The sequence below is a fragment of the Pseudomonas sp. BN411 genome (assembly GCF_029871235.1).
In the GTDB taxonomy this organism is placed as follows: domain Bacteria; phylum Pseudomonadota; class Gammaproteobacteria; order Pseudomonadales; family Pseudomonadaceae; genus Metapseudomonas.
Genome location: NZ_SSOM01000078.1, coordinates 1 through 14368, shown reverse-complemented (window position 1 = coordinate 14368; position 14368 = coordinate 1). Strand labels below are relative to the sequence as shown.

The following is a 14368-nucleotide window of genomic DNA, read 5'->3' as shown; positions in this document are numbered from 1 at the left end:
TTTCCGGGGCAGTTGCACTGCCCATTGCGAATAAATTCGCCCCCACAAGGAAGGAATGCAGGTGGCGCTGTGCCTGTAGGGGCGATTTCAATCGCCAAGCAGGCCGGAGGTCTGCCCTATAGGTGCTGCCCATGGTGTACAGGTCTATAACCGAGGAAATCCCCCTCAATCCTCCTCCTGCACCGCCTTGTACGCCCCGGCCATCTTCTGCTGCACGTCCTGTGGGGCGGCGTTGTAGTGGCTGAGGACCATGCTGAAGGCGCCGTGGCCCTGGGTGATGGCCTTGAGGCGGCCGGCGTAGCCGTCCAGTTCGGCCAGGGGGACCTGGCCAAAGACCAGCGCAAGGCCTTGGGAAAGGGACTCGGTACCGGTCACCTGGCCGCGACGGCCGATGAGGTCGGTGGTGATATCCCCCAGGTTGGCCTCTGGCGCGGTCACTTCGACTGTGACCACCGGCTCCAGTACCACTTCACCGGCCGAGCGCAGGGCATCGAGCATGGCCTTGCGACCGGCGGCTTGGAAGGCGATGTCCTTGGAATCCACCGGGTGGTGCTTGCCGTCGTAGACCGTGACCTTGACGTCCGCCACCGGCAAGCCCGCCAGTGGTCCGCAGGCCAGCACTGAGCGCACGCCCTTTTCCACGGAGGGGATGAACTGCGACGGGATCACGCCGCCCTTCACTTCGTCGGTGAAGGCGAAGCCGTCACCGCGTGGCAGGGGCTCGATGCGCAGGAAGACTTCACCGAACTGCCCGGCGCCGCCGGTCTGCTTCTTGTGCCGGCTGTGGCCTTCGGCGGGGCGGGTGATGGCTTCGCGATAAGGCACTTTGGGCGGGCGGGTTTCCACCTCCAGCTTGTAGGTGCCTGTGATGCGGTCGAGCAGGTAGCGCAGGTGCAGCTCACCCATGCCGCGCAGCACGGTTTCCTGGGTCGAGGCCTGATAGTCCAGCTTCACGCAGGGGTCTTCGGCCTGTAGCCGGCTCAGCACTTCGGCGATGCGCTGCTCGTCCCCCCGGCGCTTGGCCTCGATGGCCAGGCCCTGCATGGGCGCGGGGAAATCCAGCGGCTTGAGGTGGATCTGGTCCTCGTCGTGGGAGTCGTGCAGCACCGCATCGAATTCCACCTCGTCGACTTTGGTCAGTGCGCCGAAGTCGCCGGGAATCAGCCGTGTGACCTCTTCATGGCGCTTGCCCTGCAGGCGCAGCAGATGGCCGAGTTTGAACGGCTTGCGACCATCGCCGACGAACAGCTGCATGTCCCGCATCAGGGTGCCCTGGTGCACGCGGAAGATGCCGAGTTTGCCCACGAAAGGGTCGATCACCACCTTGAACACATGGGCCAGCACATGCTGTTGCGGGTCCGGTTGGGAGCGGAAGGCCTTGGCATCCGCCCCCTCGCCCTTGAGGAACAACGGCGGATTACCCTCGGTGGGGTTGGGCGCCAGGCGCGCGAGGATGTCCAGCAGTTCCGCCACCCCAGCGCCGGTGCGTGCGGAGGTGAAGCACAGGGGAATCAGGTGCCCTTCGCGCAGTGCCCGCTCGAAGGGCTCGTGTAGTTCCGCCGGTGCGATCTCGCCTTGCTCCAGGTAGCGCGCCATCAACTCCTCGTCCACCTCCACCACCTGGTCCACCAGGGCCTGGTGGGCTTCGGCCACGGAGGAAAAATCGGCCTTGCCGTCGGGCTCGAAGAAGCAGTCCACCACGCGGCTGGCGTTGTCCGCCGGCAGATTCAGCGGTAGCACTTCCTTGCCGAAGGCCTCGCGCAGGCTGGCGAGCAAGCCGGGGAGGTCGACGCGCTCGGCATCGATCTTGTTCACCACCAGCATCCGGCAAAGCCCGCGCTCGGCGGCCATGGCCATCATGCGGCGAGTGGTGAGTTCGATGCCGTTCTGCGCGTTGACCACCACCAGTGCGGTTTCCACGGCGGCCAGCGCGGCGATGGATTGGCCGATGAAGTCGGGGTAGCCGGGGGTGTCGATCAGGTTCAGCTCGGCGCCGTCGTAGCTGCAATGCGCCAGGGCCGAGGCGAGGGAGTGCCGGTACTCGCGCTCCAGCGGATCGAAGTCGCACACGGTGTCGCCGCGCTCAAGGCTTCCGGCATTGGGAATGGCGCCACTGCGGTACAGCAGGGCTTCGGTCAGGCTGGTCTTGCCGCTGTCGCCATGGCCGACCAGGGCGACCGTTCGAATGGATTCCACCGAGTAGTTCGCCATGAGCACCTCCGCGCGCTGGGGTTTTTCCAGTATAGGCAGGCGCCCAGTGACTGCCCCGGAAGCTCACGGCTCGTCACAACTCATTGATATCGCTCGAAAAATGATCGGGCCTCGGCAGCCCGCGCCATTCCTGGCCTTGCAAGTTGTCTGTACAGCTTGTCCACAGAAGACTCCACCGGCTTTGTGAGTAAAAGCCGGGTTTTCCACTGCTGAACGCCGGTTTCAGGTCCCCTGGAGGGTGAAAAAGACGGGTGATCGATAATTGATCGATGCGCTGTACAGGCCGTGAATACTGACTTTGGGAGACTTGCCAATGGTTTTTCCACAGGGATCTTCACGGTTCTTGTGCGCAAGTTTTTGGCGAGCGGGTTCTCTTGTGCATGAAATTGCTGGAAATCCAGGAATGACGCGGCTTCGGCTATACAGCGGCATCAACAGATTTTCCACAGGGTTATCCACATTAATTGGGGGTAACCGAGCTGCTGGGGTGAGTTGGTTGAAAAATGAACAGAATGCTGTATCGCAGATGAGACAAGGGCTGCAGGCGGTTTTCCACAGCTTGTGTACCTTTCGCTACACAGATTTTGTGTGGAAATCGGCAAGTTGTTGAAATAGATCAGGAAATATCCAGGCGGCGGGAGGCCGCGGCTGGCGTGGGCTGCAGCCGTGGCTCTACAGATTGTCCACAGGTTGGTCCACGGAAAACGGGGGTAAGGCGGGGGAAGGAGAAAAAACGGTAGGGGCGGCACTTGTAGGTTGGGTAGAGGGACGAAACCCAACATTTCGCGGCTGATGCCGGGCGCGTTGGGCCTCGCTGCGCTCGGACCAACCTACGGGGCAGCTGCGCTGCCCTTGGCGAATGAATTCGCCCCTACAGTGGTTGCTGGCGCTGGGTTATGCCCCCATCGCCGCACGGATGTCCGTCGCCAGTTCGCGCACGCGGTCCATCTCGGTATCCCAGGAGCACATGAAGCGAGCACCGCCGGCGCCGATGAAGGTGTAGAAGCGCCAGCCCTTGGCGCGCAGGAATTCCAGTGCCGGCTCGGACATCTGCAGGAACACGCCGTTGGCTTCCACCGGGAACATCAGGCTGACGCCGGGCACGTCGGCCACCAGTTCCGTCAGCAGCTGTGCACAGGCGTTGGCATGGTTGCCGTAATGCAGCCAGGCGTCGTCCTGCAGCAGGCCAACCCAGGGGGCGGCGAGGAAGCGCATCTTCGAGGCCAGCTGTCCTGCCTGCTTGCAGCGGTAGTCGAAGTCTTCGGCCAGGTCGCGATTGAAGAAGAGGATGGCCTCGCCCACCGCCATGCCGTTCTTGGTGCCGCCGAAACAGAGCACGTCCACCCCGGCTTTCCAGGTCAGCTCGGCCGGCGAGCAGCCGAGGAAGGCGCAGGCGTTGGAGAAGCGCGCGCCGTCCATGTGCAGGTTCAGGCCCAGCTCCTTGCACACCTGGCTGATGGCACGGACTTCGTCGGGGCGGTAGACGGTGCCGACTTCGGTGGCTTGGGTCAGGGTGACCACGCGGGGCTTGGGATAGTGGATGTCCTGGCGCTTGAGGGCGATTTCGCGGATCGCATCGGGGGTCAGCTTGCCGTCGGCGGTCTTGGCCAGCAGCAGCTTGGAGCCGTTGGAGAAGAACTCCGGCGCGCCACACTCATCGGTTTCGACGTGGGCGGTCTCGGAGCAGATCACGCTGTGATAGCTCTGGCACAGGGAGGCCAGGGCCAGGGAGTTGGCTGCGGTGCCGTTGAAGGCGAAGAAGACTTCGCAGTCGGTTTCGAACAATTGGCGGAAGTGGTCGGAGGCGCGGGCCGTCCACTGGTCCTCGCCGTAGGCGCGCTCATGGCCGAGATTGGCCTCGGCCATCGCGGCCCAGGCTTCCGGGCAGATGCCGGAGTAGTTGTCGCTGGCGAATTGCTGGGTCTGGTCGGTCATGTCCTGGTCCTTTTGTCCGTTCGCCTGCAGGCACAGGCGCATGGGGCCTAACTGTACGCCAGGTTGCCGCTGCAGGATTCGCTCACGGCGACATCCTTTTCTGTCAGCGGCGCGTGGTCAGACAGGGGGAACTCATTGCTCAGGCGCTGCCTCAGAACTTAGGAGCACGCCTCATCCGGAAGGAGGAAACGTCATGCGTTACACGACCCTGATCGCCCTTTTCGTCCCCATGCTGATCGGTTTGCCAGCCGTAGCCGGCGAGTGGCCCAGCGGCGAGCGCGAACACTTCATGCAGGAGTGCAAGACCAGCGCCCAGGCCAATGTCCCCGTCGACAAGTTGCAGCGCTACTGCAGTTGCGCTGCCGATGGGGTCAGCAGCGAATTCAGCGGCGCCGAGCTGGAAGCGCTGAAAACCCAGAAGACCCCGCTGCCCGAACAGACCCACCAGCGCCTGATCAAGGTTTCCCAATCCTGCCTGAGTCAGCTGAACGGCTGAGCATTTCTTGATCGATCGGCTGCGGCCCAGGCATCACGCGGGCTGCGGGGCCGATCTCACAGGTTGTCCACAGGACGGTCCACGCATTGTGGGGATAGCAGTCAACCGGCGGGCTGCCAGGCAGTCGCCCGTTCACGGATCTCCGCCGGAAAGCTGCGGGCCTTGCGCGCCCGGATATCCAGGTGGACGCCCACCAGGGTAGTGACGGCGGCGATTTCGCCGGTTTCGTTGTTGCGCATTTCATGACGGAAGCGAATGGACTTGTCCTTCACCTCCAGCACCTGGGAGTGAATGGACACCACATCGCCGGCGTGAAGCTCGCGACGGTATTCGATCTGCTGTTCCACCGCCGCCATGCCGGCGCTCTCCTCGCGCAGCCGCGAAGGCGCCAGGCCCAGCAGGGTAAAGAGTTGCCAGGTGGCTTCGTCGAACTTGCCGACGTACCACATCACGTTCATGTGGCCCATGTGATCGCAGTGCCAGGGATAGACAGCGCCACGGTAGGTGAGGGTGTCGGTCATGTCAGGCTGCCTCGTGCTGGGTGGATCGGGTGAAGTCCACGTAGTTGCCCCGAACGGGGATGCTGCGCGCGGTCTGCAAGCGGCTGCCGTCAGGCAGCCGCAACCGCCGAGGCTGGGCATCGGGTCGTGTCATGGTGGTCTCGAGAAGGAATTGGCGCGTGACTGGATCTGCGCGCCGGGTTCCGAACTGATCAAGAATTGAACGCTGTCATTTATACCAGCGCCGAAATCCGGTGGTGCTGCGGGTTACAAAATTTAATCACGCGTTTAATTATTTGTGCGTTTTCTGATCAGAAGGGCCGGCGACGCCTTGTCCCGGCTTCCCCGACGAGCCCCCACGTCCTTGGCGCCGATGCGACAGATCGACTGTCGCTTTTGGGTATCGGCGTGTGAGGCGGCGGTCGAAATCCACTTCAGTCTTCTTATCGATTCCGCTGGGCGGAGGTGCGTATGCGCCGAGAACTGTCTCAGCCCCACTGGCCTGCGCCGTCCAGGCGCCTTGTCCGGGGAGGTGCCGGGCGCAAAGAGGAGGGCGCAGCCAAGAAGTGGCTGCCGCCATCCACCTGTGGGCAAGTTTGGGCATTTACACGTCGCAAACAGGCAAACGGGGTGTCGGACTAACTCGCACAATCGGCCGCAACAGGCTGGCACCGACCGTATTGCAGCGGCAGGCGCCAAGCCCCCAAAACAACAGAGACGACAGCGGGTTGTCGCAGGAGATCATCGATGTTCAGCAAGCAAGACCAGATCCAGGGTTACGACGACGAACTGTTCAGCGCGATGCAGGAAGAAGAGCACCGTCAGGAAGACCACATCGAGCTGATCGCCTCGGAAAACTACACCAGCAAGCGCGTGATGGAAGCCCAGGGCAGCGGCCTGACCAACAAGTACGCCGAAGGCTACCCGGGCAAGCGCTACTACGGTGGCTGCGAGTTCGTCGACAAGGTCGAGCAGCTGGCCATCGACCGCGCCAAGCAGCTGTTCGGTGCCGATTACGCCAACGTCCAGCCGCACTCCGGTTCCCAGGCCAACAGCGCCGTCTACCTGGCCCTGCTGAACGCCGGTGACACCATCCTCGGCATGAGCCTGGCCCACGGCGGCCACCTGACTCACGGCGCCAAGGTCTCCTCCTCCGGCAAGCTGTACAACGCCGTGCAGTACGGCCTGGACACCGCCACCGGCCTGATCGACTACGACGAAGTCGAGCGCCTGGCTGTCGAGCACAAGCCGAAGATGATCGTTGCCGGTTTCTCCGCTTACTCCAAGACCCTCGACTTCCCGCGCTTCCGCGCCATCGCCGACAAGGTCGGTGCACTGCTGTTCGTCGACATGGCCCACGTTGCTGGCCTGGTCGCCGCTGGCCTGTACCCGAACCCGCTGCCCTACGCCGACGTGGTCACCACCACCACTCACAAGACCCTTCGCGGTCCGCGTGGCGGCCTGATCCTGGCCAAGTCCAATGAAGAGATCGAGAAGAAGCTGAACTCCGCCGTGTTCCCCGGCGCCCAGGGCGGCCCGCTGATGCACGTGATCGCCGCCAAGGCGGTGTGCTTCAAGGAAGCGCTGGAGCCCGGCTTCAAGGAATACCAGGCCCAGGTGATCAAGAACGCCCAGGCCATGGCCGGCGTATTCATCAAGCGCGGCTACGACGTGGTCTCCGGCGGCACCGACAACCACCTGTTCCTGGTCAGCCTGATCAAGCAGGGCAAGACCGGCAAAGAGGCTGACGCTGCCCTGGGTCGCGCCGGCATCACCGTGAACAAGAACGCTGTACCGAACGATCCGCAGTCGCCCTTCGTGACCTCGGGCGTGCGCATCGGTACCCCGGCCATCACCAGCCGTGGCTTCAAGGAAAGCCAGAGCACCGAGCTGGCCGGCTGGATCTGCGACATCCTCGACCATCTCGGCGATGCCGACGTGGAAGCCCAGGTGGCCAAGCAGGTCGCCGGCCTCTGCGCCGACTTCCCCGTCTACCGCTAATCCAGGAGTCCGAACATGCAACGTTATTCCGGCTTCGGTCTGTTCAAGCACTCCCTGAGCCACCACGAAAACTGGCAACGCATGTGGCGCAACCCAACGCCGAAGCCGGTCTATGACGTGATCATCGTCGGCGGTGGCGGCCACGGCCTGGCCACGGCCTACTACCTGGCCAAGGAATTCGGCGTGAAGAACGTCGCGGTGGTGGAGAAGGGCTGGCTGGGCGGCGGCAACACCGCGCGCAACACCACCATCGTCCGCTCCAACTACCTGTGGGACGAGGCGGCGCAGCTGTACGAGCACGCGATGAAACTGTGGGAAGGCCTGTCCCAGGACCTGAACTACAACGTGATGTTCTCCCAGCGTGGCGTCTACAACCTCTGCCACACCCTGCAGGACATGCGTGACTCGGCTCGCCGGGTCAACGCCAACCGCCTGAATGGCGTGGATGGCGAACTGCTGGACGCTCGCCAGGTAGCCGAGGAGATTCCCTTCCTCGACTGCAGCAAGAGCACCCGTTACCCGATCATGGGTTCGACCGTTCAGCGTCGTGGGGGCGTGGCCCGCCATGACGCCGTGGCCTGGGGCTACGCCCGTGCCGCCGACGCCCTGGGCGTCGACCTGCTGCAGAACACCGAGGTGCTCGGTTTCCGCAAGCAGGATGGCGCGGTGATCGGTGTCGAAACCAACCGCGGCTTCATCGGCGCCAAGCGCGTCGGCGTGGTCACCGCCGGTAACTCCGGCCACATGGCCAAGCAGGCCGGCTTCCGCCTGCCGCTGGAATCCCACCCGCTGCAGGCCCTGGTGTCCGAGCCGATCAAGCCGATCATCCACAGCGTGATCATGTCCAACGCCGTGCACGGCTACATCAGCCAGTCGGACAAGGGCGACCTGGTCATCGGTGCCGGTATCGACGGCTACAACGGCTACGGCCAGCGCGGCTCCTACGGGACCATCGAGCACACCCTGCAGGCGATCGTGGAGATGTTCCCGATCCTCTCCCGCGTGCGCATGAACCGTCAGTGGGGCGGCATCGTGGATACCACTCCGGACGCCTGCCCGATCATCTCCAAGACCCCGGTGAAGAACCTGTTCTTCAACTGCGGCTGGGGTACCGGCGGCTTCAAGGCCACCCCGGGTTCGGGCCACGTCTTCGCGGCGAGCCTGGCGCGTGGCGAGATGCACCCGCTGGCCAAGCCCTTCTCCATCGACCGTTTCCATACCGGCGCACTGATCGACGAGCACGGCGCCGCTGCCGTGGCTCACTAAGGAGAATCGCCATGCTGCACATTTTCTGTCCTTACTGTGGCGAGCTGCGCTCCGAAGAGGAATTTCACGCCAAGGGCCAGGCGCACATCCCGCGCCCCCTGGATCCGAACGCCTGCACCGACGAGGAGTGGGGCGACTACATCTTCTTCCGCGACAACCCGCGCGGCATCCACCACGAGCTGTGGGTGCACTCCGCCGGCTGCCGCAAGTATTTCAACGCCACGCGCCACACCGTGAGCTACGAAATCCTCGAAACCTACAAGATCGGTGAGAAACCCACTGTCACCGAGGCCAACGTCGGCGAGAAGAAAGCCGCGACCGCAGGAGTAACGGCATGAGCCAGGTCAATCGCCTTCCCAAGGGTGGCCGCGTCGATCGCAGCCAATCGCTGACCTTCACCTTCAACGGCCAGAACTATCAGGGCTTTGTCGGTGACACCCTGGCCGCGGCCCTGCTGGCCAACGGCGTCGACATCGTCGGCCGCAGCTTCAAGTACTCCCGTCCGCGCGGCATCGTCGCTGCCGGTGCGGAAGAGCCCAACGCCGTGCTGCAGATCGGTTCCACCGAAGCCTCCCAGGTGCCCAACGTGCGTGCCACCCAGCAGGCGCTGTACGCGGGCCTGGTGGCCAACAGCACCAACGGCTGGCCGAACGTGAACAACGACGTCATGGGCATCCTCGGCAAGGTCGGCGGATCCATGATGCCGCCCGGGTTCTACTACAAGACCTTCATGTATCCGCAGAACCTGTGGCTGACCTACGAGAAGTACATCCGCAAGGCCGCCGGCCTCGGTCGTGCGCCTCTGGAAGTCGACCCGGACATCTACGACCACATGAACCAGTACTGCGACGTGCTGGTGGTCGGCGCCGGCCCTGCCGGTATCGCCGCCGCCCTGGCCGCCAGCCGTAGTGGCGCCCGTGTGATCCTCGCCGACGAACAGGAAGAGTTCGGTGGCAGCCTGCTGGATACCCGCGAGACCCTGGACGGCAAGCCCGCTTCGGAGTGGGTGGCCAAGGCCATCGCCGAGCTGGAGAAACTGCCGGAAGTGACCCTGCTGCCGCGCGCCACGGTGAACGGCTATCACGACCACAACTTCCTCACCATCCACCAGCGCCTGACTGATCACCTGGGCGAAGTCGCGCCCCATGGCCAGGCCCGTCACCGCGTCCATCGCGTCCGTGCCAAGCGCGTGGTGCTGGCCGCCGGCGCCCACGAGCGTCCGCTGGTGTATTCGAACAACGACGTGCCGGGCAACATGCTTGCCGGCTCCGTCTCTACCTACGTGAACCGCTACGGCGTGGCGCCGGGTCGCCAGCTGGTGCTGTCCACCAACAACGATTACGCCTACCGCGTGGTGCTGGACTGGCTCGACGCCGGCCAGCAGGTGGTGGCCGTGGCCGACGCCCGCAGCAACCCGCGCGGTGCCTGGGTGGAAGAAGCCCGCGCCCGTGGCGTGCGCATCCTCACCGGCAGCGCCGTGGTCGAGGCCCGTGGCAGCAAGCGTGTCAGTGGTGCCCGTATCTGCGCCATCGACCTGAAGGGCCACAAGGTCACCAGCCCTGGTGAAGTGGTGGATTGCGACCTGATCGTCAGCTCCGGCGGCTACAGCCCGGTGGTGCACCTGGCGTCCCACCTGGGCGGCAAGCCGATCTGGCGTGAAGACATCCTCGCCTTCGTGCCTGGTGAAGGCTTCCAGAAGCGCATCTGCGCTGGTGCGGTGAATGGCGTGTTCGGTCTTGGCGACGCCCTGGCCGATGGTTTCGAAGCGGGCGCCAAGGCCGCTGCCGAAGCCGGCTTCAAGAAGGTCGAAGGCACTCTGCCGAAGACCGAGAAGCGCAAGGAAGAGGCCACGGTGGCGCTGTTCCAGGTGCCCCACGACAAGTCCACTTCCCGTGCGCCGAAGCAGTTCGTCGACTTCCAGAACGACGTCACCTCCGCCGGTATCGAACTGGCCACCCGTGAAGGCTTCGAGTCGGTCGAGCACGTCAAGCGCTACACCGCGCTGGGCTTCGGTACCGATCAGGGCAAGCTGGGCAACATCAACGGTCTGGCCATCGCCGCCCGTTCGATGGGCATCAGCATCACCGAGATGGGCACCACCATGTTCCGCCCGAACTACACCCCGGTGACCTTCGGCGCCGTGGCGGGCCGTCACTGCGGCCACCTGTTCGAGCCCAAACGCTACACCGCCATGCATCGCTGGCACCTGGAGCAGGGCGCGGAATTCGAGGACGTCGGCCAGTGGAAGCGCCCGTGGTACTTCCCCAAGCGCGGCGAAGACCTGCATGCCGCCGTGGCCCGCGAATGCAAGGCCGTGCGTGACAGCGTGGGCATCCTCGACGCCTCGACCCTCGGCAAGATCGACATCCAGGGCCCGGATGCGCGCGAGTTCCTCAACCGCGTGTACTCCAACGCCTGGACCAAGCTGGACGTGGGCAAGGCCCGCTACGGCCTGATGTGCAAGGAAGACGGCATGGTCTTCGACGACGGCGTGACCGCCTGCGTCGGCGAAAACCACTTCATCATGACCACCACCACCGGCGGCGCCGCCCGGGTGATGGAATGGCTGGAGATCTATCACCAGACCGAATGGCCGGAGCTGAAGGTGTACTTCACCTCGGTCACCGACCACTGGGCCACCATGACCCTGTCCGGCCCCAACAGCCGCAAGCTGCTGGCCGAGGTCACCGACATCGACCTGGACAAGGACGCCTTCCCCTTCATGACCTGGAAGGAAGGCCTGGTGGGTGGCGTACCGGCGCGTGTGTTCCGGATCTCCTTCACCGGTGAGCTTTCCTACGAAGTGAACGTGCAGGCCGACTACGCCCTGGGCGTGTGGGAGAAGGTCGTCGAGGCGGGCAAGAAGTACAACCTGACCCCGTATGGCACCGAAACCATGCACGTACTGCGGGCCGAGAAGGGCTTCATCATCGTCGGTCAGGACACCGACGGCTCGGTGACCCCGGACGACCTGAACATGGGCTGGTGCGTTGGTCGCAGCAAGGCCTTCTCCTGGATCGGCTGGCGCGGCATGAACCGCGAAGACTGCCTGCGTGAGGACCGCAAGCAACTGGTGGGCCTGAAGCCCATCGACCCGAACAAGGTGCTGCCGGAAGGCGCCCAGCTGGTGTTCGATCCGAAGCAGTCCATCCCGATGAAGATGGTCGGCCACGTCACCTCCAGCTACATGAGCGCGACCATGGGTTATTCCTTCGCCATGGCAGTGGTCAAGGGCGGCTTGAAGCGCATGGGTGAGCGTGTGTTCGCACCGCTGGCCGATGGCAGTGTCATCGAAGCCGAAATCTGCAGCTCCGTGTTCTATGACCCGAAAGGGGATCGCCAGAATGTCTAACGTGAACGTCTACAAACAGCGTCCTGATGCCGCCCATGCCGAGTCGCCGCTGTTCCACGCCGGCCTCGATGAGCTGGCGCGCAAGGGCAAGAGCAGCGCAGGCGTGGTCCTGCGCGAGAAGAAGCTGCTGGGCCACCTGGTGATCCGTGGTGACGCCAAGGACCCGGTCTTCTCCGGCGGTGTGCACAGCGCCCTCGGCCTGGAGCTGCCGGTGGCCCTGACCCTGGTGGCCAACGGCGATACCTCGCTGCAGTGGCTGGGCCCGGATGAGTGGCTGCTCATCGTGCCGAGCGGCCAGGAGTTCGAGACCGAACAGCGCCTGCGCAAGGCGCTGGAGGGCCAGCACATCTCCGTGGTCAACGTCAGTGGCGGCCAGACCCTCGTCGAGCTCTCCGGACCCCATGTCCGCGACGTGCTGATGAAGTCCACGGTCTACGACGTGCACCCCAGCAATTTCCCGGTTGGCAAGGCCGTCGGCACCACCTTCGGCAAGGCCGGCGCGGTGATTCGCCACACCGGCGAAGACACCTGGGAACTGCTGATCCGCCGCAGCTTCTCCGACTACATCTGGCTGTGGCTGCAGGACGCCAGCGCGGAGTACGGACTGGCGGTGAAGGCCTGACCTGCACGGGGCTCTTCGTAGGTTGGGCAGAGCGCAGCGAAGCCCAACAACGGGAGTCCCAGGAGAACCTCAGGGAGCGCTGCGCGCTCCTTGTTGGGCTTCGCAAGCTCAGCACCAACCTACGTTGTTGCGCCGTTGGAGATCGAGATGAGCCGCACCCCCGATACCTGGATTCTCACCGCCCAATGCCCGAGTGTGCTCGGTACCGTGGATGCGGTGACGCGCTTTCTCTTCGAGCAGCGCTGCTACGTCACCGAGCACCATTCGTTCGATGACCGGCTGTCGTCGCGCTTCTTCATCCGTGTCGAATTCCGCCAGCCGGATGGCTTCGACGAGCAGGCCTTCCGGGCCGGTCTGGACGAGCGCCTGGCGCCCTTCGACATGCAGGTGGAGCTGACGCCGCCGGGCTATCGCGCCAAGGTGGTGATCATGGTGTCCAAGGCCGACCACTGCCTGAACGACCTGCTCTACCGGCAGCGCATCGGCCAACTGGAAATGGACGTGGTGGCGGTGGTCTCCAACCACCCGGACCTGGAGCCCCTTGCCCGCTGGCACGGGATTCCCTATCACCACTTCCCCCTTGACCCGAATGACAAGCCGTCGCAGGAGCGCAAGGTGCTGCAGGTGATCGAGGACACCGGCGCCGAGTTGGTGGTGCTCGCCCGCTACATGCAGGTGCTCTCGCCCGAGCTGTGCAAGAAACTCGATGGCTGGGCGATCAACATCCACCACTCGTTGCTGCCCGGCTTCAAGGGCGCCAAGCCCTACCACCAGGCCTACCAGAAGGGGGTGAAGCTGGTGGGGGCGACGGCGCATTACATCAATAACGACCTCGACGAAGGTCCGATCATCACCCAGGGCGTCGAGTCGGTGGACCACGCCCACTACCCCGAAGACCTGGTCGCCAAGGGCCGTGACATCGAGTGCCTGACCCTGGCCAAGGCCGTCGGCTATCACATCGAGCGGCGCGTGTTCCTCAACGCCAACCGGACGGTGGTGCTTAACGCATAAGGCTTTTCTCCCTCTCCCTTCAGGGAGAGGGCCGGGGAGAGGGTGCGTCCTCTTCTTGGTGGGCTGAAGCGGAACGCCGCCCGGCCCGCCCTACTTTCACGGAACCCGCCTCTGCCAGGTTTCACCGGCGGGTTCCGGCAACAGATGCAAGCTCCAGTGCAAGGCCGCGTGGCCAATGGCCGCGCCTTTGTGTTCACAACAACAACGGAGAATTACGCATGTCTGGTAATCGTGGTGTCGTTTATCTAGGTTCGGGCAAGGTCGAAGTCCAGAAGATCGACTACCCCAAAATGCAGGACCCTCGCGGCAAGAAGATCGAACACGGGGTCATCCTCAAAGTCGTCTCCACCAACATCTGCGGCTCGGACCAGCACATGGTGCGCGGCCGTACCACCGCCCAGGTCGGCCTCGTGCTCGGCCACGAGATCACCGGTGAGGTGATCGAGAAGGGCAGCGACGTCGAGAACCTGAAGATCGGCGACCTGGTTTCCGTGCCCTTCAACGTGGCCTGCGGCCGCTGCCGTTCCTGCAAGGAAATGCACACCGGCGTCTGCCTGACCGTCAACCCAGCCCGTGCCGGTGGGGCCTACGGCTATGTCGACATGGGCGACTGGACCGGCGGCCAGGCCGAATACGTGCTGGTGCCCTACGCCGACTTCAACCTGCTGAAACTGCCGGATCGCGACAAGGCCATGGAGAAGATCCGTGACCTGACCTGCCTCTCCGACATCCTGCCCACTGGCTACCACGGCGCGGTCACCGCCGGCGTGGGCCCGGGTAGCACCGTGTACGTTGCCGGTGCCGGCCCTGTGGGTCTCGCCGCTGCCGCCTCCGCTCGCCTGCTGGGCGCCGCGGTGGTGATCGTCGGCGACCTCAACCCCGCCCGCCTGGCCCACGCCAAGGCACAAGGCTTCGAGATCGCCGACCTGTCGCTGGACACCCCGCTGCACGAGCAGATCGCCGCGCTGCTGGGC

12 protein-coding genes are annotated in these 14368 nt (G+C 64.2%); 8 read left to right on the top strand and 4 right to left on the bottom strand.

What is annotated here, in order from left to right:
• Positions 1–165: 165 nt before the first annotated feature.
• Together fusA and E8F06_RS22500 are read right to left on the bottom strand one after the other, a co-directional pair.
• Entirely contained in the window at positions 166–2211 is a 2046-nt protein-coding gene (gene fusA / locus E8F06_RS22505; RefSeq protein WP_280371194.1) for an elongation factor G, read from the bottom strand.
• 894 nt (positions 2212–3105) lie between these two features.
• A complete protein-coding gene (locus E8F06_RS22500) occupies positions 3106–4146 on the bottom strand; it encodes a low specificity L-threonine aldolase (protein WP_280371192.1) in 1041 nt (346 codons plus the stop codon).
• A gap of 193 nt (positions 4147–4339) precedes the next feature.
• Between E8F06_RS22500 and E8F06_RS22495 the strand changes: the two genes are divergently transcribed.
• A complete protein-coding gene (locus tag E8F06_RS22495) occupies positions 4340–4642 on the top strand; it encodes a hypothetical protein (RefSeq protein WP_280371190.1) in 303 nt (100 codons plus the stop codon).
• 101 nt (positions 4643–4743) lie between these two features.
• Here the strand turns inward: E8F06_RS22495 and E8F06_RS22490 are convergent, their stop codons facing one another.
• Together E8F06_RS22490 and E8F06_RS22485 are read right to left on the bottom strand one after the other, a co-directional pair.
• Positions 4744–5163 (bottom strand): thioesterase family protein, encoded by a 420-nt coding sequence (locus E8F06_RS22490; RefSeq protein WP_280371187.1) that lies wholly within the window; start codon positions 5161–5163, stop codon positions 4744–4746.
• A gap of 1 nt (position 5164) precedes the next feature.
• Complete coding sequence (locus E8F06_RS22485; protein ID WP_280371184.1) at positions 5165–5296, bottom strand: hypothetical protein; 132 nt, start codon at positions 5294–5296, stop codon at positions 5165–5167.
• 593 nt (positions 5297–5889) lie between these two features.
• On the opposite strand from E8F06_RS22485, the gene glyA reads away from it, so the two are divergent.
• From glyA to E8F06_RS22450, 7 genes are all read left to right on the top strand, one after another.
• The gene (gene glyA, locus E8F06_RS22480) at positions 5890–7143 is read left to right on the top strand and encodes a serine hydroxymethyltransferase (RefSeq protein ID WP_280371182.1); all 1254 of its coding nucleotides are present in this window, start codon (positions 5890–5892) and stop codon (positions 7141–7143) included.
• Between the two features lie 15 nt (positions 7144–7158).
• On the top strand, positions 7159–8409 hold the full coding sequence (locus E8F06_RS22475; protein ID WP_077520519.1) for a sarcosine oxidase subunit beta: 1251 nt from the start codon (positions 7159–7161) through the stop codon (positions 8407–8409).
• An 11-nt stretch (positions 8410–8420) separates the two neighbouring features.
• A complete protein-coding gene (locus E8F06_RS22470) occupies positions 8421–8747 on the top strand; it encodes a sarcosine oxidase subunit delta (RefSeq protein ID WP_044871165.1) in 327 nt (108 codons plus the stop codon).
• A complete protein-coding gene (locus tag E8F06_RS22465) occupies positions 8744–11761 on the top strand; it encodes a sarcosine oxidase subunit alpha (protein ID WP_280371180.1) in 3018 nt (1005 codons plus the stop codon). Before E8F06_RS22470 ends, E8F06_RS22465 begins: the two co-directional genes overlap by 4 nt.
• The gene (gene soxG / locus E8F06_RS22460) at positions 11754–12383 is read left to right on the top strand and encodes a sarcosine oxidase subunit gamma family protein (protein ID WP_280371178.1); all 630 of its coding nucleotides are present in this window, start codon (positions 11754–11756) and stop codon (positions 12381–12383) included. Before E8F06_RS22465 ends, soxG begins: the two co-directional genes overlap by 8 nt.
• A 147-nt stretch (positions 12384–12530) precedes the next feature.
• Entirely contained in the window at positions 12531–13394 is an 864-nt protein-coding gene (gene purU / locus E8F06_RS22455) for a formyltetrahydrofolate deformylase (RefSeq protein ID WP_280371176.1), read from the top strand.
• A gap of 218 nt (positions 13395–13612) precedes the next feature.
• On the top strand, positions 13613–14368 hold a 756-nt coding region (locus tag E8F06_RS22450), incomplete at its 3' end, for an alcohol dehydrogenase catalytic domain-containing protein (RefSeq protein ID WP_280371174.1).